We start from the raw sequence: 23005 nt of genomic DNA on the forward strand, positions 1-23005 counted from the left end.
CACATCTCTCGAAGTCCATCGGATTGCGGACGGCGTTGCGTGAAGCGGCGGTTGCCCATGGCAGCACGGATATTACATCGATGTAAAGAGGGGCGGGGGAAGGTGACATCACGAACCGTCAGCGGATCTGGCCCGGCAGGGCGGCGAGGACGCGCCCCCTCAACCGACGCGCCCCCTCCGACGACGCGTGCCCCTCGATCGACCACTCCCGGGTCGAAGTCGCCTTCCCCAACTCGTCCCGCTAGGTTGCTCCTTGACCCATGAACCGGGCTGACCTGGAGGACTTCGCGTGACCGAGATTCCCGCCGCCTCGGACGAGGCGCGCAAGCGAATCAAGACCGACCAGCCGCACACGGCCCGCATCTGGAACTACTGGCTGGGCGGCAAGGACAACTACGAGGTCGACCAGGCTGCCGGAGATCAGATCCGCACGTTGCACCCGGGCATCGGCGACTACGCCCTCGCCGACCGGCAGTTCCTCGGGCGCGCCGTGCAGTACCTGGCCGGGGAGCGCGGGATACGGCAGTTCCTCGACATCGGTACCGGGCTGCCCACGGCCGACAACACACACGAGGTCGCTCAGCGCATCGCGCCGGAGTCCCGCATCGTCTACGTCGGCAACGACCCGATCGTCCTGGCCCACGCCGAAGCCCTGCTGACCAGCACGCCCGAGGGCCGTACCGACTATCTCGACGAGGATCTGCGCAACGTCGACACCATCCTGGAACAGGCCGGGCGAACCCTGGACTTCAAGGAGCCCGTGGCGCTGATGCTGCTCGGCGTCGTCATCTTCATCGAGGACGACGACGAGGCGTCCGGAATCGTGCGTCGTCTGATGGACCGACTGCCCGCAGGAAGTCACCTGGTGCTCTCGCACACGATCACCCGGCCGGACATGCCGGACGTGGACGCCGCGGTGGCGTTCTGGAACGAGCACGGCACGCCGAAGCTGACCCAGCGCACACCGGCCGACGTGGCTCGGTTCTTCGACGGGCTCGAGCTCCTTCAGCCCGGCGTCGTGTCCTGCAACCGCTGGCGACCGGAAGCCGGCGAGGCCGATCTGCCCGCCGAGGTGGCCATGTTCGGTGGCGTGGGGCTCAAGGCCTGATCGTCTTCGGGCGGGGAGGACCGCGAGCGCGGGACGGCTGCGGAGAGACGTCGAGGCGCTGGGATGCGTGGTGGCAATGGGGTATAGGTCTTTTCTGCGGCTCCCGAAGATCGGCGACGTGCGGGTGAAATGGTCCCGCACTCTGCCCTCGGTCCCGTCCACCGTGACCGTGATCAAGGACGCGGCCGGAAGGTACTTCGCGTCCTTCGTGGTGGAGACCGCGGCATCCGAAGTCCTGCCCGATGTGACTCGCGAGGTCGGCATCGACCTGGGTCTGTCGCACTTCGCCATCCTTTCCGACGGCACTAAGATCGACAGCCCGCGCTTCCTGCGCCGGGCGGAGAAGAAGCTGAAGAAGGCGCAGCAGTTGCTGAGCCGGAAGGCGAAGGGGTCAAGCAACCGAGGAAAGGCCCGGCTCAAGGTCGCCCGCGCACACGCGAAGGTGGCCGACGCGCGGCGCGAGTTTCACCATCGGCTCTCCACCAAGCTGATCCGCGAAAACCAAGCCATAGCGGTGGAAGACCTGGCGGTCAAAGGACTCGCCCGCACGAAGCTGGCCAAATCGGTTCACGACGCCGGATGGTCGCAGTTCGTGGCCATGCTCGAATACAAGGCCACCCGGTACGGGCGCATCCTCAACCAGATCGGCCGGTTCGAGCCGACCTCACAGGTGTGCTCGCAGTGCGGCGTCAAGGACGGCCCCAAGCCCCTGCACGTCCGCACCTGGGAATGCGGAGCCTGCGGGGCCCATCTCGATCGGGACATCAATGCGGCGGTCAATGTCGCCAAGGCCGCCGGACTGGCGGTATCAGCCTGCCGAGCGCGGGTAAGACCGGGACTCCTCCCGGCACAGCGCGATGAAACAGGAACCCACCCGAAGCCACGCCCGACAACGGCACGGCAGGCGGGAATCGGCCGCCTTTAGATGGGCGAGGAAGCCAATTCCAGTACCTGCACGGCATGGCGCAACGCTGGCTGGGCGAAGACCACCACGGGACCGGAGCGTCCACGGCCACCTCTTGACCGTACCCAGCTTGCTCGTTGCGCGGTGCAGTCACCGAGCTCGAGAAACTGTTGGCGGAACAGACCCGGACGCCGGGTCCCGACAGCCGGGCAACCCTGGCCACCCGCAGCCAGGTGGCGTTCGCCCACGCCTCCCCCGCACCCGGCGACCGCGGCTGCGCCGACGAACTCCGGAACGTGCTGGCCGACCAGCAAAGAGTCTTGGGCAGCAAGGACACGGACACGCTGTTCACCCGCTACCTCCTCGGTTACCTGCGGGTGATGTCCGGCGACGTCGACGGCGGGATGAGCGAACTCAAGAAGGTGCTGAAGGACCAGCGGCGGAGGTTGGGGGTCCGCGACGTCCGGACGCTGCACACGCGACAGTTGCTGGCCGAGCTGCGCATGTCCCAGGACGACACGGCGGGTCTCGAAGAGGTCCTGCTCGAGTTGATCGAGGATCAGAGGAAGGCGCTACTCCGGAACAGCGAGCAGGCTTTGCTCACCCGGCACAACCTCGCGGTCGTCCGCATGAGACGCGGCGACACAGTCAAAGCCGCGGCCGAGCTGGAGGAAGTGCTCGCGGATTTCACCAGGGGGTTCGGCGCGGACCACCGCGAGACGTTGGCGGTGCGGCGAAATCTCGCCGTCACGTACAGCGAACTCGGCGACAAAGTGGGTGCTTTGGCCGAGCTGGAACTCGCGATGAACTACGCGAGCCGCGTGTTGTCACCTGACGACAGGGACTTCAAGAGCACCCGTGATCTGCTGGATCACCATTGGCACCGCGCCTATTGGCAGGTGATGGACGAGTACGAACGCGAACACGGCTCCAACGAATACTTCTTGTCGCAGATGCGTGGCATCATCAGCTCACGATATTTCCGCAACGAGGCCGGCGGAATGGCTGGTTTGTGGGAATCCCTGCTGCGCGAGCGCACAGCGCCGATGGACGCGCAGAGCGCGTTGTCGATCCGCCGCATCGCGGCCTGCTGGCGCGCACTGGGCGGCCACCCGGCGGATGCGGTGATGGAGCTGGAGCAGGTCCTGGACGGTTGTGTGGAGGCATTGGGGTCCGAGCACCTGCTCACGCGGTTCGCCCGCCGCAATCTCGTCTTCTGGCGGGCGCGGACTGGGCGTGCCTGACGGCCTGGGGCTCGCGCTTGGGGTCGTCAGGCGGCGTCCGTGCCCGCCCTTCGGCGGCGTACGGCATACAGCGCGCCCGCGCCGAGCACCACGGCCGTGCCACCGACGAGGCCGATCACCGGCAGGGCGGAGGAGGAGCCGGTGTGGGCCAGGTCGCCGGTGGGTGCGGGAGTCGTCGTGGTGGTCGCCGTCGCGCCGGTCTGCGGTGTGGGCTCGCTGCTGCTCGGCGGCGTGGACTCGCCCGCGTCACCGGTTTCCGTCCCGGGCTTGACGACGTTGTAGTACCAGATCTCCCCGTACCCGCACACGCCCTGCTCGCCGATGCCGAAGACATGGAGGTTGATGTAGCCGGTCCCGATGGACTTGGTCTCCAGCTCCGGCCAAGTGCCGTGGGGGAAGTCCTTTTCAACGCTCATACGGAGCTTGAGCGTTACGGACTTGCGAGGCGCTATGTCGACGGGCGGGAGTTGCCCCTCCATCTCGTACTGATCCCAGGGGATCTCCGCCCAGGTACGGGACTCCTCGTCCCAGCGCTGAATGTTGACGTATTCCTGCAGCTCCACGGGGGCGTCGGGCGCCATCTCGTAGGCATTCTTGACGACCTCGACGGTTGCGTTCCGCAGAGCGGTGTCGGAGACGTTCTCCAACTCGATCGTGAGACCGTGCCAGCCGCCTCCCGCGACGAATCGTCTGGTCTCACCGGCCACGGTGGCGGACAGGAACTCATCGCCCGGTTCGCTGGGGCACGTCTGCGGACCGGTGGACGGTGGAGAGACCGTCGACGACGAGGACGTCGACGCGACGGGCTCGGCGGCGGTAGCGGATACGGACGGTGTCCCGGACGCGCTCGGGGTCGGCGAATCGCTCGCGGCCGGGGAAGCGGACGCGGACGGCGCCGGCGATTCGGTGGCGGACGCGGTGGTCCCGGCCATGAGTGCCGCCGGGATCAACGCGGCGGTGATGGCCAGAGCAGGACGGAGTCTCATCGAAAGCCCTCGGATGACGGGATCGGGTTCCCTCGATCCCCGGATGCGGGTACTGCGGACACCTGTGTGACCCCTGTGCCGCTCCGGCGGTTGTAGCGCTGAAGTGCGAAGCCCATTTCGACGCTCAGGCGTTGCGCCGAGTTCACGAGAACGGTCGGTGCCTGTTCACCAACTCGGGAGGCGTTGCAGTGATGAGTTCAGCGGCAGCCGGCCCGCGAATCGACCCTCCGAGACGTCCGGGTGGCTTCAAACTGGATCCCATGTCTGCGCTGTGGAGCTTGCTTGCCGCCCCCGCAGGGGCCGTCACGACCACACTGATCGGTGTCCTTGTGGGAAGTGCGGTCAGCACGAGGGCGCAAGACAGGCATTGGGCCCGGGAGCAACTGGCGACAGCGTGCGCTCACGTTCTCCGTGAATCGTCAGGGTTGCTCGTGAGCCTCAGCGAGGCTGAATCAGCGCGACCCAGTTCCGTCCCTCAAGGTGTCGTCCACCGGACCACCATTGACTGGCGACCATGGAACGAAGCCCTGAGCATGATGAACCTCGTCGCGGACAAGGACATCGCGGAAGCCGCTCACGTCCTTGACGAGCAGATATGGCGCCTTCACACCAAGGTCAGACGCGGCCTGACTCCCGAGGAGAACTGGTTCGATCTCCGTGCACACGTGGAATCAGCGCAGAACAACTTCATCGTCACCGCCCGCCGCCGGCTGTCGCCTGCAGGAGGTCCGCTTCAGCGTTTCTCCGGGCGACCCGCTGCGGACGACCCGATCTGGAGCTCATGAGCTGCCTGTGTGACTCCGAACGAGCGTGCCGGGGCGGGTGGGCCGGAACTCCGGGAGGTGTTCCGGCCCACGCTGTGCTCCCCCGCGGCTGCTCGTGGGAGTTGTCAGGCCGGGTCGATGCGGAAGACGCTGCCGCCGATGGCGAGGACGTACAGTTCGCCATTGCCGGCCTGCGCGAAGGAGATGACCTCGCCGCCGTTGACTCCGAGGTCGTTCACGGCGGTCACCTTGCCGTTCGTCAGCTGCAGGGAGCGGACGGTGCCGTCGCAGTAGTCGCTGTACACGTACTGGCCCCTGAGGGCCGGGATCGCCTTGCCCCGGTAGACGTAGCCGCCGGTCACCGAGCAGCCGAAGTTGGCGCGGTCGTACTCGTGGACCGGCGGGACATGGTTCGCGGGTTCCGTGCCGCCCCGGAAGGGATGGGTGCCCTCCATCTGGCCCCAGCCGTAGTTCTCTCCGCCCTTGCTGCCGGCCGAAGCCCAGTCGATCTCCTCCCAGTCGTTCTGGCCGACGTCACCGATGAACAGGTCGCCTGTGCCGGCGTCGAAGGAGAATCGCCATGGGTTGCGCAGCCCGTAAGCCCAGATCTCGTCCTTCGCGTTCGGGTCGTTCACGAACGGGTTGTCCGGCGGGATGGCGTACGGCTTGGCGCCCCTCGGGTCGATCCGCAGGAGCTTGCCGAGGAGGGTGTCGAGGTTCTGTCCGTTGCCGTGCGGGTCTCCGCCCGACCCTCCGTCGCCGAGTGCGATGTAGAGGTAGCCGTCGGGGCCGATCTTGATGTCCCCGCCGTTGTGGTTCGCATAGGGCTGCGTCTGGGTGAGGACCGTACGGCGGGTGTGCGGCTGGATCCTGCCGTGCCGTACGGCGAACTCGTCCACCGTGCTGGTGCCTTCAAGGTTGGTGAACGAGATGTAGAAGTGCGCGAACCCCTTGTCGAACGCGATACCCAGCAGCCCGCGTTCGCCGTCGGTGGTCGTCTCGGCGGAGATGTCGAGGACGGGCCTGCCGAGCCCTTTGCCGTCCAAAACCCTTATAGTGCCGGCGCGTTCGGCGATCCAGAGCCTGCCTCCCGGACCGGCGGCGCCGGCGATCGGATTCTTGGCCGTGGCCACGTTCTTGAGGGTGACCTTCGCGGACTGCTGTACATCGGTCTGTTCGTGGGTCTGTTCATCGGCCGACGCCGCGGTCAGTGCGAGCGAGGCCACGAGACAGATCGTGCCGATGATCGCCGAGCTCCTGGTGCGAATTTTCACCGTGTTCCTCCTGGAGGCGGTGAATCAGCAGGTCACGCGGCTTGGAAGGCTCGTCGTGCAATGCCGCTGGCGCCAACGCGCAACCTGGTGCGGGTGGGGGGAGAGAGCGGTGTTCAACGGCCGGCTGCGGATGAGGATACTGGGACCGGGGGTGCTTGGTATAGACCAACTGCACGAGAAGCTGCGGACCTTGCAAGGCGGAGGGCCCCGCACGGCAGACCGGCGGCATCGACGCCCAGGCAGCCCCGCAGCCCGACAGCCCGACAGCCCAGCAGCCCAGCAGCCCGCCCGGCCTTGCCGCGGGACGGCGTTCAGACCTTGGGGCGCCAGCCGGAGGCCCACGCGTCCAGCGGGCCGAGATGTTCCAGAAGGCTCCTGCCCTGGCCGGTGAGCAGGTAGCCCTCGCCGGGGTGCTCGACGAGGTCGGCCTGTCCGAGTTCACGAAGCCTGTCCGCCAGGACACTTGATGAGACGCCGTCGCATCGCTGCTGGAGCTGACGGAAGGTCGGCGCCGAGCCGTCCCGTAGCTCCCACAGGACGCGCAGCGTCCAGCGTCGCCCGAGGAGGTCGAGGAGCGCCATGATCGGCCGCCCGGTGTGCGAGCCCCGGACCGGGCGTCCCGGCAGTGGTGTCGATCGCGTCATCCGCTTCCCTTTCCGAAGCACCCATGTTAGCGTGCGAGCATGCCTCGAAAATCGAAGCAGACTCGCATCGAACCGCTCTCACCGCCGTACGACGAGGAGGCTCGGCAGGCGCTCGAACTCCTCGGGCATGCACCCATCCAGCTGTTCCGGGTGTGGGCCCGCCGCCCTGAGCTCGCCCGTTCCATCGCGGGCTGGGGAAGCTACTACTTCTCTCGACGCTCCGCGCTCGGCGTCCGCCGGCGCGAGCTGGTCATCGACCGGACGACCGCGTTGTGCGGTGCCGACTACGAGTGGGCCGTGCACGTCGCCGGTTTCGCCGAGAAGGCGGGCCTCGACGCCGCGCAGCTCGCGTCCCTCGCCACTGGAAGACCGACGGACGACTGCTGGGACGCCGGCGACCGAGCCGTACTCGAAGCAGTCGACGAGCTCCATGCGACTTCTGATCTGTGCGACGACACCTGGGCGAACCTGGTCGCTGTCGCGGATGAGGATGCCGCCCTGGACCTGGTCCTGATCTGCGGTTGGTACCACGCCATCTCGTTCGCCGTGAGGGCGCTCCGGCTGCCTCTGGAGCCCGGCACCGACCCGATCCCCACATCCTGATCACCGGCATCGCACGCCGCCGGACGCCCGTGAGGGCCGCGGCAAGAACGTCCGCGCCCAGGCGCGATCCCGGAATCCGGCCCGGCGGCCACCCACGGTCACCTCTTGGTGACAGGTCTCACATCCGCCCCGACCGGCGTCGATACCAGGTGGACTTTGGGCATCCGGGGGCACACGGGTGGGGACGGCGGGCCAGGTCGCCGTCTGCACGGATGTGCCGGCGTGTGGGTGGGCGTCGGTCCGATGAGCTGGGAGGCATGAGGTGGAAGGGCTGCAGGATGCGGGGGCCGTTCGAAGAGAGACGGTAGCGAGCGTGTCCGCCGCGCTGTCCCGGGCGCTGGACGCCATCGGCGCCGGGGCCTACGTCGTCGATGAGCGGGGCTGCATCATCGCGGTGAACGCCCGCGCCGAGGACGAGCTCGGCAGGCCCGCCGACGACCTCCTCGGCTACGACGCGCACGACCTGCTGCACCGCGGCCCCCACGGTCAGCCGCTCCCCCGGAGCCAGTGCTCCATGCGGCAGGCCTTCCACGCAGGGCGTCCCGCACAGGCCGACGAGGACTACTTCGCGCTGCCCGACGGCTCCGTACGGCCCATTTCCTGGCTGATCACGCCGTACGACATCGGCGACGACCAGGCCTGCACCCTGGTCGTCTTCCACTCCCGTGAGAACGGGCAGGAGGCGGGCTCGCGACCCGCGCCGCCGGAATCCGCCCTGCCCGAGCTCGAACGGCTGGCCCTGCTGGCGGAGGCCACCGCACAGCTGACCTCGACGCTCGACATCGAGGAGGCCATGCGACGGCTGACCGACCTCGTGGTGCCCCGGCTCGCGGACTGGGTGATCGTCGACCTGCTCACCGAGCGCGACGAGGTGTGGCGTGCCGTCGTCGTCCACGCGGACGGCGAGACGCTCACCCACCACGAGGACCTCCAGGGACCGATGCCTCCGGTGCTGGAGGAGTCCCTGATGCCGCTGTCCCGGGCCCTGCGCGGGGTGGCCTCCACAGTGACCGGACCCGAGACCTACCATCGGGCGCCGGACTCCGGCATCGCGGTCGAGCAGCGCCGGCTGTTCGACACCACCGGAATGCACTCGGCGGCCATCGCACCCATCCGTGGCACCCGCGAGGTACTGGGCGCGCTGACCCTGGGGCGCGCCGAGGACCCGGTCGGCTTCACCGCCGCCGACCTCACGCTGGTCGAGGACATCGCGCGCCGCGCGGGCCTCGCCCTGGACAACGCCCGCCTCTACGAGCGTCAGCGCAAGGTCGCCGAGACCATGCAGAACCATCTGCTGCCGCAGATGCCGGGCGTTCCGGGCCTGCAGATGACGGCCCGCTACCTGCCCGCGCCCGATGCCTCACAGGTGGGCGGCGACTGGTACGACGCGTTCCCCCTGTCCGACGGAGCCACCGCCCTGGCCATCGGCGACGTCGTCGGCCACGACCTGGAGGCGGCGGCCGGGATGGCGCAGGTCCGCAACATGCTGCGCGCCTACGCCTGGGCGCAGCAGGAACCCCCCAGCCGGATCGTGGCACGGCTCGACGAGGCGATGGAACACATCACCGACGTCAGCATGGCCACCATGATCTACGCCCGGATCGAAGTGCTGGACGGCGGCCACTGGCAGCTGTCCTGGACCAACGCGGGCCATCCCCCGCCGCTGTTGATCAGCCGGGACGGTGTGGCCCGCTATCTCGACGCCGGCCACGGTGTCGCCCTGGGCACGGGGCTGCGCACCTCGCGTCCGGACGCCGAAGTGGTGCTGCAGCCCGGCTCCACCCTGGTGATGTACACCGACGGTCTCGTCGAGGATCCCGGCCAAGTCATCGACGTCGGCCTGAACCGCCTGCGCCGACACGCGGCAGCTCTCGTCCACCGCCCGCTCACCGCCTTCGCCGACGAGGTACTGCGCCGCGTCCGCCCGCCCGAGAACCACGACGACGTGGCACTCCTCGCACTGCGCGCTCCCGTCTGACGCAGCTGGGCCAAGGCCACGGACGGTTGTCAGTGGCCTCTGTCAGCATGCGCGGATGGCCACAACCGACCACCCGTTCAGCGCCCCTGACGATCAGCCACGTGCCGGTCTCCTCGAGCTTCTCAGGACGATCGCCCCGTGGGACGACCTGGAGCGCACCCATCTGGAGACCGCCGCGCAGTGGATCGCCGGCGGAGCCCCTCTCCACCGGGTCCGCAAGCCCGACGTCCCGCCGATGCACCTGGTGAGCTACTTCGTCGTCCTCGACACCGCCCACGAGCGGCTGCTGCTCGTCGCCCACCGCGAGGCGGGCCTGTGGCTGCCGCCCGGTGGGCATGTCGAACCGGGCGAGGACCCATGGGCCACCGTGGCCCGGGAATGCGAGGAGGAGCTGGGTGTCGAGGCCGTGGCGTCGCCGCTCACCGGTCGTCGACCGCTCTTCCTCACCGTCACCCGAACCCGGGGGCAGGGCGCGCACACCGACGTCTCGCTCTGGTACCTCCTCGTCACCGATCCCGACGCCCTCACCTGGTACGACCCACGCGAATTCCGTGCGATTCGCTGGCTGACCGGCGATCAGGTCCTGGACGAGCCGGGCGAAGTGCTCGACCCCCACATGCACCGCTTCACTCGCAAGCTCCAGCACACCCGCGCAGGCGGGCAACACGCGTAAGGGACTGTTTGGCGTGTCGCCGGAGCGGGGCTGTCGCGTTGGTGCACCGTCGTTGTCATGACGACGAACGCCCAGTGCCCATCCGCAGCCCCGGCCCCGATCCGGGAGGCGGTGCGGAGGGTCCGCCGTCCGTCCACCGACGACAGACGGCCCTGACACCCCGGAGCGGCTGATCCATGGTCCTCGACCTGGTTGTGATCGGTTTGGCCATCACGCTGGGGCCCTTGCACAACAGCGCCTTCATCCTGCTGCTCTCCTCACGGCGCGGCGTTCGCAAGGGCCTGGCGTTCATGGTGTCCTGGCTGGCCAACCTGGTCGCGGTGATCGCTGTCGTGGTCCTGCTGACGGGCGGTCAGCCACCCGCTCGGCACAGCGCGCCCTCGACCGCCGCGATCGATCTGAAGCTCGCCATCGGTCTGGCGCTGGTGCTGTACGGCGCGTACCGGCACCACCGGCCTCCCCGACCGCACGGCCCGCCACGCTGGACCGCCCGCATCGACGACGCCTCCGCGGTCACGGCTGCCGGCCTGGCCTGGCTGCTGCAGCCCTGGGCGCTGGTCGGGGCCGGCGCCGCGTCCGCCGTCGACGCCGACCTCTCCACGCTCACCGCCTGGCTCGCCCTGATCGGCTACTGCCTGCTCGCCACACTCAGCCTCATCGTCATGGAGCTGTACGTGGTCCGAGCGCCCGCGGTCGCGAACGCCCGGTTGAACGCCCTGCGGACCTGGCTGGAGCAGCACCAGGAGCAACTGGTCGTCACGCTCTCCCTGCTCCTCGGCCTGTGGCTGACGGCCCGCAGCATCGCGGAGTTGCTCTCCTGAGCAGGACGGACGGCTCCGGTCAGCACCACCGAGACACCCGTCCCCGTAATGCTGCCCCCCGGAGCAGGTCCCGGGTGGTCAGCCGACGTCCCAGCCTCCGGAAGCGGCCCCTGAGGCCCGGGCCTCAGGCGCGGCGGCCGGTTCGTCAGACCGCGTCGATCACCCATCGGGACGCCGTGCCGATGGTGGGCTGGAAGACGACCTGGGCACCGACCGTTCCGTTCGCGTCCAGGTACTTGCCGCTCTGGTTGTGCTTGATGGACTTCGGACTGCCGGACGTGGTCGTCCACTTCTGGTACGCGCCGCCGTTGCAGGGGAAGGTGTAGACGTCCGCGCCGTTCCCGTCGAGGCAGTGGCCCGATGCCGGGTTCCTGAAGATGCCGCCGCTGATCTGCCACACCTGCTTGGCGCTGCGGTCGCAGTTGCCGAGGACGAGGTTGCCCTTGCCGCCCGAGATGTTCACCTGGAGACAGGAGTTGCTGCTGTTGCCATTGATCACCTGGTAGTTCACCGGCGCCGCCTGCGCCGAGGTCGCGCCGCCGACCAGCAGCGTGGAGCCGAACGCGATCGCCGCGCCCGCACCGGCGAGTCGGATGAGGCTGCCCTTGAGTTCCATGATCGATCCCCTCTGGTTCGGATGGGTACTTGAGCCGCCGTCTACGTTGAGGGGTGGGGCCGCCCGGGCACGGCAGTCCCGGAGGAGTCCGGATCCGATCGGCTCCCCCGCTGGATGAGCTACGTTTTTCGACTCGGAAGTCCGGACGACTCCGGAGAGCGAGACGGGGGAAGCGGCGTACATGAGGGGACCGAACTCGCCACAAAGCTGGTTCGTCGGCCGGTTGCAGCGGTTGCGCACGTCCTCGGGGTCACCCACCCAGGCGCAGTTGCTGACCCACGACGAGAACAAGGTCCTCACGCGGTCGTCGTTGTCGGACCTGCTGACCGGCAAGTTCACCAAGCCGCCCCCCTGGGAGCGGGTCGCTGCCTACGCGACCGCGTGCGTCCGCGCCGCGCACGCCGTTCGGATCGACCTCTCCTCCGAGGAGGAACTCGCACGCCTGCGCGGTGACCATGCCACGCTGACCGACCTCTTCGAGACAGGTGTCAAGGAGGTCCGCGCACCGGCGGCGCGTTCTTCGGCCTCGCTGCCCCGCCCGGCGACCTATCGGCTGCCGCCGCGCAACACCCACTTCACCGGCCGCGACGCCGCGCTGCGGGAGTTGCGGCAGCGCCTCACCTCCGGCTCCGAGGGCGCGAGGCAGGTCGTGCGCGGGCTGGGTGGGGTCGGCAAGACGCAGCTCGCGGTGGAGTACGCCTACCTCTACCGGTCGGAATACCGGTTCGTGGCGTTCGTGGACGCCGAGGATCCCGATCTGGTGGCGTCCCAGTTCGCGTCGCTGGCGAGGGAGCTGGGGCTGGCGGAGGTGAGCTCCGAGCAGGTCGTCGCGCAGGTGTACGGCACTTTGCCGGAGCTCGGGCCCTGGCTGATCATCTTCGACAACGGGGAGCGACCTGGCACGCTCCGGCACGCGCTGCCGTCGGGTGACGTGGCGAGCGGCGGTCACATCGTCGTCACCACGAGGCTGCGCGGCTGGTCCAGCGTCGCCGGCGTCATGGATCTGGACGTGTTCAGCAGGCAGGAGGCGGTGGAGCTGCTGGCCCGGCGGGTGTGCGGCATGACCCCGGTGGTCGCCGACCGGATCGCCGAGCACCTGGGTGATCTGCCGCTGGCGCTGGAGCAGGCGGCCGGGTACATGGACTACAACCACACCCCGCCCGAGGAGTACCTGGCGCTGCTGACGTCGCGGCTGGAGGACATGATCGCGCTGGGCGAGCTGGCGGACCGGCCGACGGTGGTGGTCGCGACCCTGTGGCAGCTCAGCGTGCGGCGGCTGGAGGTCGAGCGGCCGCAAGCGGTGCGACTCCTGGAGCTGTGTGCCCTGATGGCGCCCGAGCCGATCCCGCTGGCCCTGTTCAGCGGCCACGCGGACACACTGATCGCGGCCGCGGCCGACCCTCTGGTGTGGGACACGACGGTCGGGGCTCTGGCCGGCCTGGGGCTCGCGCGGCGCGGTGCCTGCTCCCTGGTGCTGCACCGGCTGGTGCAGGCTGCCATCCGCGCCGCGATGCCGGACGACGTGCGTACCGACGCCCGCGTACGGCTGAGCCGGGCGCTGCTCGCGGCCGTGCCGCACGACATTCACGGGGACCCGGACGCCCGGTCGCGATGGCAGGAACTGCTCCCCCACGCACTCGTGGTCACCAAGGACGCGCCACCGGCCGAGTGCGCCGCGGAGACGGCGATGCTGCTGCGGCTCGCGTCGGAGTTCCTCCTGTCGGTCGGGGACCACTCGGTGGCACTGCCCCTGGGCGAGCGTGCCCTCGCGATCGACGAGTCGCTCGACCACAGGGCTGCGGAAGTCGGCTTCGACCTGATCACCTTGGCGCAGATCCACCGGGACCGCGGCGCGCCGGAGCGAGCGCGTCCCATGGCGGAACGTGCTCTGAACGTGCACGAGTCCTGCCTGCCGGCGGACAGCCCGGCGATCGCGACGGACCTGGCCACGCTGGCGCGGATCCGGCACCTTCTCGGTGATCACGAGGCGGCGGTGCCGTTGGCGGAACGGGCGCTGCGGATCGACGAGTCGGCGTACGGGCCGGACGACCCGTACGTGAGCTTCGACTTGATCGCGCTGGCGAGTGTCCATCTCGACCTGGGCGACCACGCCGTGGCCGTGCCGCTGATCTCCCGGGCGCTCCGGATCCGCGAGGCCAGTTACGCGCCGGACCACCTGTACATCGGGTACGCCCTGCTGCTCAAGGCTCAAGCGGTACACGCGTTGAACGATCCGACCGCGGCGAGCCTCGCGCGCAGGGGAGCGCTGATCCTGAGCACCCGTCTGGGCAGCACCCATCCAAAGACCGAGGACGCCTTCGCTCTGGCCCGGCGTCTGCTGGATCGCGGCGGCCGCCAAGGGCACGACGGAGGGAGCGCGGTCGGTGCGGCCCACGTCACGCAGGCCGCACCGCTCAGCGGCACGCGTCAGTCACGCACGGTCTGACGCCGGGGGGCAGTAGCCCGCGGCATCTCCGCCCCGGAGGATGTCGCCGCTCCCTGCCAAAAGGACGCCTCCTCACTCCCGTTCGGTGAGCCAGGTACGCGTCGGGCGGCACACCAGCTTGCCGTCCACGGCCTTGCACGAGGTCTGGTAGCCGTGGGAGTAGAGGTCCTTGCCGAGCCAGTCGTAGGCGTTCGCGTCCGCGTGGGTTCGTGGGGTGTACGGCCGGAAGTTGGCGGCGTCGTCGATGCTGCCGGTGCCGTCGTAGCGGGCGACCCGGGGGTACGGGTACACGGGGCGGGAGCGGGTCACGGTGCCGTCGGTGAGGGCGCCGGCGATGATGCGGCCGGGCGCGGTGGCGGTCTCGGCCCATGCCATCACCGGGGTGAGGACGTCGAAGGTGTTCGGTCCCTCGCCGCCGCCGCAGTGGGCCACGCCCGGGAACATGTACAGCTTGGCGAAGCGGTCCGCCGTCTTCGCGCCCATCGTCCTGCGCACGGCGTCGTAGTAGGCCAGGGTCCCCTGCGGTGAGATGTGCTGGTCGTTCCAGCCGTGCCACAGGAGCAGCTTGCCGCCGCTCTTCGCGAAGGCGCCGAGGTCGGGGTCCAGGGCGGCGAGGTAGCTGGAGGACTGGACCGTCCTCCAGAACGACCGGGCGGTGAAGTCGAGGTCGGAGAGCTGGAGTTCCGGGTCGGGGGCGTTGGTGTAGGCCAGGTAGCGGGTGAAGGACGTCACGAAGTTCTCGCTGGCCACCTTCTCGCCCTGCGCCTTCGGTACGAACAGGGTCCATTCCAGCTCGGAGCCCCACTCGTGGGAGATCGGGAGTTCCAGCCTGCGGCCCTTGGCGTCGGTGGCGCCGTCGTGCAGTCGCCGGACCACGGCGGCCTGAGCCTTCGTCAGGCAGGTCGAGGGGTCCTGACCGGTGGCGCACACCAGCGTCCCAGGGTCGAAGTCGCAGCGGCGCGGGTCGTCGAGGATTCCGTCCTGCAGGCCGTCGAGCGCGTCGCAGGCGTCGAGCACGGCCCGGTGGATCAGGGGCAGTTGGTCGGCGAGGAGGATGTAGGCGCCGTTGTCGTCCTTGTTCGTCGTGACGTTCCAGGCGTGGTGGAAGGTGTTCTGGACGACCATGTTGTTCGCGGGGGCGCCGGCGGCGATGCCGTCGAAGTCGTCGGGGTAACGCTGGGCTTCCATGAGGGCCTCACGGCCGCCGTCGGAGCAGCCGGTGAAGTAGGAGTAGGCGGGGCGCTTTCCGTAGAACCTGGTGATGACCGCCTTGGCGACCTGGGCGGTGACATGGACGCCCCGGTAGGCGAAGTCGATCTGCGCCTGTGGGTTGTTCAGGGCCCATGAGCCGTCGTTCTGTCCCTGGTGCCCCATGTCGGTCGTGGCGCTCGCGACGGTGCCGTCGTTGATGACGGGGCAGGTCGACGCCTGGCCGTAGTTGATGGTGGCGCTCCCGCACAGGCCGCCGCAGCCGGTCTGGACGTAGCGCTGTGTCCACGCGTTCACCGGCAGACGTATGACGACGGTGTTCGCCGGGGTGACGGTCCCCCGCACCTCGCAGTAGGGAGCCGCTCCGGTCGTCACGATCTTGGCCGAGGAGATCGTGACCGGCGCGTCGGTGACGTCGCTCAGGTCGAGGCCCGTCACCTCGGTGCAGTTCAGCACGGGTGTCACGGCGGGCAGATCCGCCAGGCCCTGAGCGGTCACCGGATGGCGTGACGATGCCGCGCCGCTCGTGGAGCTCGCACTCGTGGCGGGCAGCAGGACTCCCACGAGTACCGCCGTCACTGCCGCGCAGGCGGCTGCGGCCGATCTCGTTCGGCCGCGGACGAAGGACCAACGCATCGATACCCCTATCGGTTCGGGCGGGCGGGCGGCTCGGGCAGCCGCGCCGCCCGAGCGGTGAGCGTGCCGCAAGTCGGCAATATCGTCAACAATGTTGGCGGCGATGTCTCCGGTCTTGGCCGGAAAGGAGGGGCGGGTGTCGCCCCGGCGCCTCAGCCCTGTGCGGCGATATCCGGCAGCGGGACCCCCAGCGCCCCGGCGTGCTGCGTCAGCTCACGCCACACCTTCGGCGTCACGGGCACACCCCGGTCGGTGCGCTCTTCCGCCACCGCGGCGCTCCGCTCGCCGGGGTAGTGCACGCCGACCGCGTCGTCCGCCGGCGGCAAGGTCTTGACGGTGCTCAGGGTCGTGTCGACGGCCGCGACGAAGGCGTCGGGGTCCCCGAAGGCCGCCGGGTCGAGGGCGATGAGGAGGGCGTTCTGGCGGTGCTTGCGGCCCTGAGGGTCGTCCGAGTGGAAGGCGGAGAGGATCGGCGCGCCGACGAGCACGCTGGTGAGCATCTCGAAGGCGAGCGACATTCCGGAGCCCTTCGCGCCGCCCAGCGGGACGGGCATGACCGCCTTCTCCGGGTCGGTGGTGGGTGTGCCGTCCTCGGTGGCGGCCGTTCCCTCGGGCAGCGGGGTGCCGCTCGCCTTCGCCTGGCGGATCCTGCCGAGGGCCATGGCCGCGGTGGCCATGTCCAGGAGCAGCGGGGCATGGCTGCGGGCGGGTACGGCGACGGCGAGCGGGCTGGTGGCCACGGCGGCTCCCTTGGCGCCCGTGTAACCCATGTTGGGCATGCCCGCGACGAAGCCGAGCCCGACAAGGCCCTGTTCGGCGATCCGCGACACGTAGTAGCCGATGGCACCGGTGTGGACGGTACCGCGCACGGCGACGGCCGCGACACCGCCCGCCCCGGCCCGGTTCGCCGCCTCGTCGGCCGCTACGGTCAGGGCCACCGGGCCCGGCGCACGGTCGGCGTCCACCACGGCGGTCGCCTGCGTGGCGGACCGCACCGTGATGGTGGGCCGCGCGTTGACGACGCCCTTGGCCAGCAGCTCCAGGTAGGCGGGTATGCGGGCGATGCCGTGGGAGTCGATGCCGCGCAGGGCGGCCCAGACGAACACGTCGGCGGTGGTGCGGGCGTGCTCGGGGCCGAGCCCTCCCTTTTCGAGGAGAGAGGCGGCGAGGGTGCGCAGGTCGTCGGCGCGCACGCGTACCTTGCGCTGCGGGGAGGTGGTCGGTGTGTCGGTCATGGTCGGGGGGCTCCTGAGTCAGCGGGTGACGAGCACGTCGACGACGGCGGTGGTGCCGTCGGCCACCGCTTTGAGCGCGCGGTCCAGGGCGGGCGTGAGCGTTTCCGGGGCGTCGACGGTCTCGGTGTGCATGCCGAAGGGCTCGGCGAACGCGGCGAGTCGGGGCAGCCGGTGCAGTTCGGTGCCGAGCCATTCGCCGGTTCCGGCGGCCGCGCCGTCCGGATAGAAGCGACGGTGGTTGAGGTTCATCGACCTGTAGGCACGGTTGTTGAAGATCACGATCAGCAGTGGCAGGTCGTAGGCCCGGGCGGCGTCGTACGAGGCGATGACAGGGTTGTACGCGAAGGCGCCGTCGCCGATGGTGAGCACCACCGGCCGCTGCCGGGCGGCGAGTTTGGTGCCGAGCGCTACCGCGATGCCCTGGCCGAGTCCGCCCTGGACGTAGAAGTAGGAGTCGGGCGCGTCGGTGCGCAGATGGCGTTTGACGACGCGGCTGTGGGTGATGGTCTCGTCGACGACGATCGCGTCCCGGCCGTCGAGCAGGGCGCGCAGGGCCGCGGCGACGTGCACCGGGTCGACGCCCTCGGCCCGTGCCGCCCTGGCCTCGGCCGCGGCGATCGCGGCCTGCTCGTCGCGGTGCCGCTCCTCCTGTGCCGCGCGCCGCGCGGTGACGGCCGCGACGTCCAGTTCCTGGGGGCGCCTGGTCAGCTGACGCAGCGTGTTGGCGACGCCGCCCTCCAAGTACCGGTCGGCGAACAGCACTTGGTGGACGATGTGCGGGCGCTGGGGCACCTCGTCGATCACGACGACCTTCGCCCTGGCCGGGCGGCGTGAGGGCGGGTAGAAGGGGGCGCGGCAGTTGACGAGGAGGATCAGGTCCGCCTCGTCCAGCCACGGGCCGATGTCGCCTCCCGCGTGCAGGGGATGCGAGCGCGGGAAGTTGCCGCACACCGCCGAGTCGGGCTCGACGACGGGTATCTGCCACGCCTCGGCGAAGGCGAGCAGCGCCTCGAAGCCGCCCTCCTCCCGGCCGGCCGTCTCGGTGACGATCACCGGGTGCGTCGACTCGCGGATCATCCCGGCGACCGCGTCGACCTCGTCGGGCGAACTGTGCGTGGAGCCGGGCCCGACGACGGGCTTGGGCTCCCTGCCGTCCCACTCCTCCAGCAGGATCTCCAGCGGGATGTTGAGGTAGGCGGGGCCCGCGGGGGCGCGCCGGGCCAGTTCCGCCGCCCGCGTGATCATCGCGGGCAGGACAGGCAGGGCGGCCGCCTCGGTGGCCCACTTGGTGAACGGGCCCGCGATCCCGTGCGGGCCGCCCACGACGGACAGGTTGCGGTACCACTGCCCGCCGGGGTCCTTGCCGGGGCCGTCCCCGTACGTGGCCGACTCCGAGGAGGCGACCACCATCGCAACGCCGGCCAGCAGGGCGCCGTGCACCGCCATCGAGCCCTGCAGCAGGCCGGGTGCCGCGTGCAGGAGCACCCCCTGCGGGCGGCGGGTGAGCAGGCCGTAGCCGGTGGCCATGCCGACCGCGACCGTCTCGTGGGTGAGGTCCAGGTACCGCGGCGCCGGTTCGCCGTCACGGTGGCGGCGGGCCAGGGACTCCCACACCGGGGCCCACTCGGACCCCGAGCAGCAGAAGAGGTAGTCGGCGCCGGCGGCGTCGAAGGCGGACACGAGGGCGTCGCCCCCGTCGCGTCGGTCGGTGCGGGGTGTGTTCGTGCCGTCCGTCATGTCGGCGTCCTCAGCCCTCGATCGGCCAGTCGAGGACCTCGCAGATGCCGCGGCCCATGATCCATTCCAGTTCCTCGGGCGTGAAGTCCCAGTGCTTGGTGAACTGTTCGACGGTGTCGGTGTAGGTGATGCCGTGACCGAGGAGCCGGGTGATGTCGGTGCCGTAGAAGCAGCGCCGCGGGCCCATCCGGTCGACCATCTCGCGCACGTACTTCTCGATGTTCTTGTTCGGGAAGGGGTGCGTGGAGTAGCCCGGCAGGGCCGAGACCTTGACGTAGATGTTGGGGTGCGTGTGCAGATCGGCGGTCTCCTGCACCCAGTAGCCGATGGCGTCGTCGACGCAGCGGGCCATGATGCCCATGTGGTCGATGATGATCTTCAGCCCGGGGTGCTGGGCGGCGATCTGGCCCAGCTCCCGCTTCCAGATGGGCGCGTGGACCATGGTCGGGATGCCGAGCCCTTCGGCGACCGGCCAGTACCAGTCGTTGGTGCCGTCGATCATCCAGTTGCGGTCCTGCGGCCGGTGGAAGGTGAGGCGGGTGCCCTTGACGTGCGGGTTCTGGGCGAAGTCCTTGAGCATGGCGGTGCCCTCGGCCTCGTTGTCCTGCGGGATGCGGGCCATGATGCCGAAGCGGTCCGGGTGGGCCTCGCAGGCTTCGAGGGAGTAGTCGATGCGGTTGCCCTCCCAGGAAGGGGGCAGGATCAGCGCCCTGTTGACGCCGGCCTCGTCCATCAGCTCCAGGGCCTCGTCGTACGAGAAGGGCTCCTCCCGGTGGCCGTTGAGGCGGATGCGCTCCCGCGCACCGGGGACCCAGGGGCGGTCCGGGGTCTCTTCCTTCCAGATGTGGATCTGGGTGTCGACGACGAACATGGCGTCAGCTCTCTCTCGTGGCATTCGGAGGGGTCCTGGCGGGGGTGTGGCACGAACGCTAGGGGGCCGGGGAGGGCTTGCAGAGATCCGGGAGCGCAAGCTGTTCTTGCGTGAAACACCCCTGCACGCAGGGCGTTTCAGGTTCGGGACGGGTCACCGAGGACGAGGTCGGCGATGTGCTCGGCGATCGCCATGCACGAGGTCGCGGCGGGTGACGGCGCATTGCGTACGGCGGTGACGGCCCCGATCGTGTGGACGGCGAAGTCGTCCACGAGCGCGCCGTCCCGGGCGAGGGCCTGGGCGCGGACACCGGCGCCGCCGCGCCGCACGTCACGGGCGCCGATGTCGGGCACGTACGCCCGGGCCGCCTTCATGTAGGCCCTCACGGAGAGCGATCCGCGCATCTCCTTGAGGCCGGTGCGCCAGTGACGTCTCGCCAGCCGCCAAAGGCCCGGGAAGGCGGCCATGCGTCCCAGCTCGCGCACGTCGATGTCGCCCAGGCGGTATCCCTCGCGGGAGAGGGCCAGGACCGCGTTCGGGCCGACCTCCACCTCGCCGTCGACCCGGCGGGTGAAATGCACGCCGAGAAAGGGGTAGCGGGGGTCCGGCACGGGATAGATGAGGCCCCGCACCATGTGCGCCTTCTCCGGGGACACCGTCATGTACTCGCCCCGGAAGGGCACGATGCGCGGTTCGTCGCCGTCGTCGGCGAGCCCGGCGACGCGGTCGCTGTGCAGACCGGCGCAGAGCACGAGCCGGTCGGCCCTCAGCGTCCCGGCGACCGAGCCGGCCTCGACGGCGCCCGAGGCGAGCCGGGTGACGCGGGTGACCGGGAAGCCCAGCCGTACCTCTCCCCCGGACTCCTCGATGTCCCGCGCGAAGGATGCGGCGACGGCGGTGTAGTCCGTGATGGCGGTGCGCGGGGAGTGAAGGGCCGCGCTGCCGCCGGCGTGGGGTTCGACCTCGTGGATGGCCGCCGCGTCGACGCGTCGCACGCCGGGCACCCTGTTCTGCCGGGCCTTGGTGAACAGGGCCTCCAGGCGCGGTACTTCCTCGTCGGTGACCGCGACGACGAGCTTGCCGCACTCGTCGTAGGGCAGCTTCCGGTCCTGGCAGTACTCGCGGAGCATGGCCATGCCCCTGGTGCACAGGCGGGCTTTGAGGCTGCCGGGCGTGTAGTAGATCCCCGCGTGCACGACCCCCGAGTTGTGACCGGTCTGGTGGACGGCGACCCGCTGTTCCTTCTCCAGCACCACCACCCGCGTGCCCGGGCGGCGCAGGGCGATCTCGCGGCCGGTGGCCAGGCCCAGGATGCCGGCGCCGACGATGCCGACCGTCTCGTCAGCCATGGTGGACGGCCACCGTCTTGACGCGGGTGGAGAAGCGCAGGACTTCCTCGCCCTGCTCCTTGTAGGCGGTCCCGGAGTCGTGGAACCCGCCGAAGGGCAGATGGACGTCCCAGCCGGTGGTGGTCGTGTTGACGGCCACCTGCCCGCACTCGGCCTCGTCGACGAAGCGGTACGCCTGTGTGAGGTCGCGGGTGAAGACGGCGGCGGCGAGCCCGAAGTCCGAGTCGTTGACCGCCTCGACGGCGGAGGCGAAGTCGTCGACCACGCGAAGGGCGAGGACCGGCCCGAAGACCTCCTCCCGCCAGACGGCCGCCTCCGGCGTCACGTCGGCGAGCACGGTCGGCTGGACGTGGCAACCGTGTGCGCGGTCCCCCTCCGTGTCCGCACCACCGCCGGTGAGAACGGTGGCGCCCTGAGCGACGGCCCTGTTCAGCTCGGCGAGCACGAAGTCCCGCTGCTTCGGGCCGGACAGCGGGCACAGGGTGGTCGCCGGGTCGCTGCCCGGGCCGGTCCTGAGCGCTTCGGCCTCGGCGAGCAGCAGCCGGACGAACTCCTCGTACACGGGCCGCTCCACGACGACCCGGCTGGTGGCCGTGCACCGCTGCCCGGCCTGTCCGAAGGAGGCGGCGACCACGGCCTTCGCGGCGCTCGGCAGGTCGGCGTCCCGCAGGACGACGGAGGCGTTCTTGCCGCCCAGCTCGCCCTGGAAGCGGACGTTGCGGTCGGCGAGACGGCGGCGGATCCGGTTGCCGACCGCGTTGGAGCCGGTGAAGGTGACGCCGGCCAGACGCGGATCGTCGAGGAGCGCCGCCTCGATCCGGGCGGTACGGCCCGTGACCACGTTCAGGACCCCGGCCGGCAGGCCCGCGTCGTGCAGGGCCCGGGCGAAGTGCAGGCCGGACAGCGGGGTTTCGCCGGCCGGCTTGAGGACGGCCGTGTTGCCCGTCGCGAGCAGCGGGGCCAGCTTGCGGGCCGGGGTGATCAGTGGGTCGTTCCACGGACTGATCACCAGGATCACTCCGATCGGTTCGCGCTGGGTGTGGGTTCGGGTGTCCGGGCGGGCGTCGTGCAGGAGGGTGCCGTAGCCCTGCCGGGCCAGTCCGGCGTAGTAGTCGAGGAAGTCGGCCGCTTTCAGGGTTTCGCCGCGCGCCTCGGCGGACGTCTTGCCGTTCTCTGCGGTGACGTCGGCCGCGATGGCGTCGGCGCGCTCCCTGATCAGGCGGGCGGCGTCGGTGAGGATCCGGGAGCGCTCGAAGGGGCTGGTGCGCTTCCAGACGGGGAAGGCGCGCGCCGCGTGGTCGTATGCGTGGGTGACGTCCTTGGCGGCGAGGTCGGGGACACGGGCGAACGGGCTGCGGACGTCGGCCGGGTCGTGGACGTCGATCCAGTCGCCGGTCGTCACCCACTCCCCGCCGGAGAGGGTTTCCAGGGTGCGCATGGAGATCACTTCCTTCGTCGTCCGCGAGGGCGGGTGGTGCGGGCCGGATGCGACGACACACCATGTGAGGGCGGCCCACCAGCTCCCCGAGGGCAGCCATTGCTTGCACCGCGCGCAGGCCGGTGCGCGCATGATCCGTGCTGGAATCAGCGGACCGAACGAGCCAGCTGGAGGCACCGCATGGCCTACGCCGTCTTCGCCCACTACCGCTGCCGGCCCGCCGACGAGGCGACGGTGCGCGCGGCGCTGCTGAAGATGCGCGAGCAGACCCGCGCCGAGCCGGGGAACCTCGTGTACGAGGTGCACGCCGAGGCGGAACGGCCGGGCGGATTCGTGTTGTACGAGGTGTACGCGGACCGGGCGGGCTTCGACGCCCACGCGTCCGCCGCGTACTTCGACGAGCTGATCGTGGCGACCGTACGGCCGCTGCTGACGGACCGTACGGTCACCTTCGCCGAGGTGCTGTGAG

The 23005-nt window shown here is 70.0% G+C and carries 19 protein-coding genes and 1 pseudogene; 10 read left to right on the forward strand and 10 right to left on the reverse strand.

All coding sequences use genetic code 11. The annotated features are described in order from the left end of the window. The first annotated feature begins 289 nt into the window (after positions 1-289). The 3 genes and pseudogenes from ACGFW6_RS01275 (at position 290) to ACGFW6_RS01285 (ending at position 3256) form a co-directional block, all read left to right on the forward strand. On the forward strand, positions 290-1108 hold the full coding sequence (locus tag ACGFW6_RS01275; protein ID WP_393503170.1) for an SAM-dependent methyltransferase: 819 nt from the start codon (positions 290-292) through the stop codon (positions 1106-1108). A 94-nt stretch (positions 1109-1202) separates the two neighbouring features. Further along, positions 1203-2033, forward strand: a pseudogene (locus ACGFW6_RS01280) (RNA-guided endonuclease InsQ/TnpB family protein); the annotation flags it as partial. A gap of 116 nt (positions 2034-2149) precedes the next feature. After that, positions 2150-3256 carry a tetratricopeptide repeat protein gene (locus ACGFW6_RS01285; RefSeq protein WP_393503172.1) on the forward strand — a complete coding sequence of 369 codons (1107 nt, stop codon included), beginning with the start codon at positions 2150-2152 and terminating at the stop codon, positions 3254-3256. 26 nt (positions 3257-3282) lie between these two features. Here ACGFW6_RS01285 and ACGFW6_RS01290 read toward each other — a convergent pair whose 3' ends face one another. Then, entirely contained in the window at positions 3283-4242 is a 960-nt protein-coding gene (locus ACGFW6_RS01290) for an LPXTG cell wall anchor domain-containing protein (protein ID WP_393503174.1), read from the reverse strand. A gap of 533 nt (positions 4243-4775) precedes the next feature. On the opposite strand from ACGFW6_RS01290, the gene ACGFW6_RS01295 reads away from it, so the two are divergent. After that, positions 4776-5027 carry a hypothetical protein gene (locus tag ACGFW6_RS01295; protein WP_393503176.1) on the forward strand — a complete coding sequence of 84 codons (252 nt, stop codon included), beginning with the start codon at positions 4776-4778 and terminating at the stop codon, positions 5025-5027. Positions 5028-5131: 104 nt separating this feature from the next. Here ACGFW6_RS01295 and ACGFW6_RS01300 read toward each other — a convergent pair whose 3' ends face one another. Together ACGFW6_RS01300 and ACGFW6_RS01305 are read right to left on the reverse strand one after the other, a co-directional pair. Next, a complete protein-coding gene (locus tag ACGFW6_RS01300; protein WP_393503178.1) occupies positions 5132-6280 on the reverse strand; it encodes a PQQ-dependent sugar dehydrogenase in 1149 nt (382 codons plus the stop codon). 311 nt (positions 6281-6591) lie between these two features. After that, a complete protein-coding gene (locus ACGFW6_RS01305) occupies positions 6592-6924 on the reverse strand; it encodes a winged helix-turn-helix transcriptional regulator (RefSeq protein WP_393503180.1) in 333 nt (110 codons plus the stop codon). Positions 6925-6963: 39 nt separating this feature from the next. Between ACGFW6_RS01305 and ACGFW6_RS01310 the strand changes: the two genes are divergently transcribed. From ACGFW6_RS01310 to ACGFW6_RS01325, 4 genes are all read left to right on the forward strand, one after another. Continuing rightward, positions 6964-7527: a carboxymuconolactone decarboxylase family protein gene (locus ACGFW6_RS01310; protein WP_393503182.1), complete on the forward strand. Its 564-nt coding sequence runs from the start codon at positions 6964-6966 to the stop codon at positions 7525-7527. Between the two features lie 313 nt (positions 7528-7840). After that, positions 7841-9505, forward strand: coding sequence for a SpoIIE family protein phosphatase (locus tag ACGFW6_RS01315; RefSeq protein ID WP_393503184.1), 1665 nt, complete (start codon positions 7841-7843; stop codon positions 9503-9505). Between the two features lie 55 nt (positions 9506-9560). Next, on the forward strand, positions 9561-10178 hold the full coding sequence (locus tag ACGFW6_RS01320) for an NUDIX domain-containing protein (RefSeq protein WP_393503186.1): 618 nt from the start codon (positions 9561-9563) through the stop codon (positions 10176-10178). Between the two features lie 176 nt (positions 10179-10354). Further along, complete coding sequence (locus tag ACGFW6_RS01325) at positions 10355-10999, forward strand: GAP family protein (RefSeq protein ID WP_393503188.1); 645 nt, start codon at positions 10355-10357, stop codon at positions 10997-10999. A gap of 145 nt (positions 11000-11144) precedes the next feature. Here ACGFW6_RS01325 and ACGFW6_RS01330 read toward each other — a convergent pair whose 3' ends face one another. Next, positions 11145-11615, reverse strand: a complete 471-nt coding sequence (locus ACGFW6_RS01330) for a ricin-type beta-trefoil lectin domain protein (RefSeq protein WP_393503190.1) — start codon at positions 11613-11615, stop codon at positions 11145-11147. Between the two features lie 181 nt (positions 11616-11796). On the opposite strand from ACGFW6_RS01330, the gene fxsT reads away from it, so the two are divergent. After that, a complete protein-coding gene (gene fxsT / locus ACGFW6_RS01335) occupies positions 11797-14061 on the forward strand; it encodes an FxSxx-COOH system tetratricopeptide repeat protein (RefSeq protein ID WP_393503191.1) in 2265 nt (754 codons plus the stop codon). A gap of 72 nt (positions 14062-14133) precedes the next feature. Here fxsT and ACGFW6_RS01340 read toward each other — a convergent pair whose 3' ends face one another. The 6 genes from ACGFW6_RS01340 to ACGFW6_RS01365 all read right to left on the reverse strand — a co-directional run bounded on the left by ACGFW6_RS01340 (position 14134) and on the right by ACGFW6_RS01365 (position 22536). Next, entirely contained in the window at positions 14134-15768 is a 1635-nt protein-coding gene (locus ACGFW6_RS01340; protein WP_393503193.1) for a tannase/feruloyl esterase family alpha/beta hydrolase, read from the reverse strand. A 290-nt stretch (positions 15769-16058) separates the two neighbouring features. Then, a complete protein-coding gene (locus ACGFW6_RS01345) occupies positions 16059-17141 on the reverse strand; it encodes an Ldh family oxidoreductase (protein WP_393503195.1) in 1083 nt (360 codons plus the stop codon). A gap of 18 nt (positions 17142-17159) precedes the next feature. Next, entirely contained in the window at positions 17160-18878 is a 1719-nt protein-coding gene (locus ACGFW6_RS01350) for a thiamine pyrophosphate-dependent enzyme (RefSeq protein ID WP_393503197.1), read from the reverse strand. Between the two features lie 10 nt (positions 18879-18888). Beyond that, positions 18889-19773, reverse strand: a complete 885-nt coding sequence (locus ACGFW6_RS01355) for an amidohydrolase family protein (RefSeq protein WP_393503199.1) — start codon at positions 19771-19773, stop codon at positions 18889-18891. Between the two features lie 113 nt (positions 19774-19886). Beyond that, a complete protein-coding gene (gene lhgO / locus ACGFW6_RS01360; protein WP_393503200.1) occupies positions 19887-21098 on the reverse strand; it encodes an L-2-hydroxyglutarate oxidase in 1212 nt (403 codons plus the stop codon). Next, positions 21091-22536, reverse strand: a complete 1446-nt coding sequence (locus ACGFW6_RS01365; RefSeq protein ID WP_393503202.1) for an aldehyde dehydrogenase family protein — start codon at positions 22534-22536, stop codon at positions 21091-21093. The genes lhgO and ACGFW6_RS01365 overlap by 8 nt, the downstream gene beginning before the upstream one ends. Positions 22537-22716: 180 nt before the next feature. Here ACGFW6_RS01365 and ACGFW6_RS01370 point away from each other — a divergent pair, with 180 nt between their 5' ends. After that, entirely contained in the window at positions 22717-23004 is a 288-nt protein-coding gene (locus ACGFW6_RS01370; RefSeq protein WP_393503204.1) for a putative quinol monooxygenase, read from the forward strand. The last annotated feature ends 1 nt before the right edge of the window (position 23005 follow it).

The organism is Streptomyces sp. Y7, assembly GCF_043195415.1.
GTDB lineage: Bacteria > Actinomycetota > Actinomycetes > Streptomycetales > Streptomycetaceae > Streptomyces.

Bases quoted from the DNA above. Each gene is read 5' to 3' on its own strand.
- ACGFW6_RS01290 (WP_393503174.1), bottom strand. From the start codon at position 4,242: ATGAGACTCCGTCCTGCTCTGGCCATCACCGCCGCGTTGATCCCGGCG.
- ACGFW6_RS01295 (WP_393503176.1), top strand. From the start codon at position 4,776: ATGATGAACCTCGTCGCGGACAAGGACATCGCGGAAGCCGCTCACGTC.
- ACGFW6_RS01305 (WP_393503180.1), bottom strand. From the start codon at position 6,924: ATGACGCGATCGACACCACTGCCGGGACGCCCGGTCCGGGGCTCGCAC.
- ACGFW6_RS01310 (WP_393503182.1), top strand. From the start codon at position 6,964: ATGCCTCGAAAATCGAAGCAGACTCGCATCGAACCGCTCTCACCGCCG.
- ACGFW6_RS01320 (WP_393503186.1), top strand. From the start codon at position 9,561: ATGGCCACAACCGACCACCCGTTCAGCGCCCCTGACGATCAGCCACGT.
- ACGFW6_RS01325 (WP_393503188.1), top strand. From the start codon at position 10,355: ATGGTCCTCGACCTGGTTGTGATCGGTTTGGCCATCACGCTGGGGCCC.
- ACGFW6_RS01330 (WP_393503190.1), bottom strand. From the start codon at position 11,615: ATGGAACTCAAGGGCAGCCTCATCCGACTCGCCGGTGCGGGCGCGGCG.
- fxsT (WP_393503191.1), top strand. From the start codon at position 11,797: ATGAGGGGACCGAACTCGCCACAAAGCTGGTTCGTCGGCCGGTTGCAG.
- ACGFW6_RS01345 (WP_393503195.1), bottom strand. From the start codon at position 17,141: ATGACCGACACACCGACCACCTCCCCGCAGCGCAAGGTACGCGTGCGC.
- ACGFW6_RS01350 (WP_393503197.1), bottom strand. From the start codon at position 18,878: ATGACGGACGGCACGAACACACCCCGCACCGACCGACGCGACGGGGGC.
- ACGFW6_RS01355 (WP_393503199.1), bottom strand. From the start codon at position 19,773: ATGCCACGAGAGAGAGCTGACGCCATGTTCGTCGTCGACACCCAGATC.
- lhgO (WP_393503200.1), bottom strand. From the start codon at position 21,098: ATGGCTGACGAGACGGTCGGCATCGTCGGCGCCGGCATCCTGGGCCTG.
- ACGFW6_RS01365 (WP_393503202.1), bottom strand. From the start codon at position 22,536: ATGCGCACCCTGGAAACCCTCTCCGGCGGGGAGTGGGTGACGACCGGC.
- ACGFW6_RS01370 (WP_393503204.1), top strand. From the start codon at position 22,717: ATGGCCTACGCCGTCTTCGCCCACTACCGCTGCCGGCCCGCCGACGAG.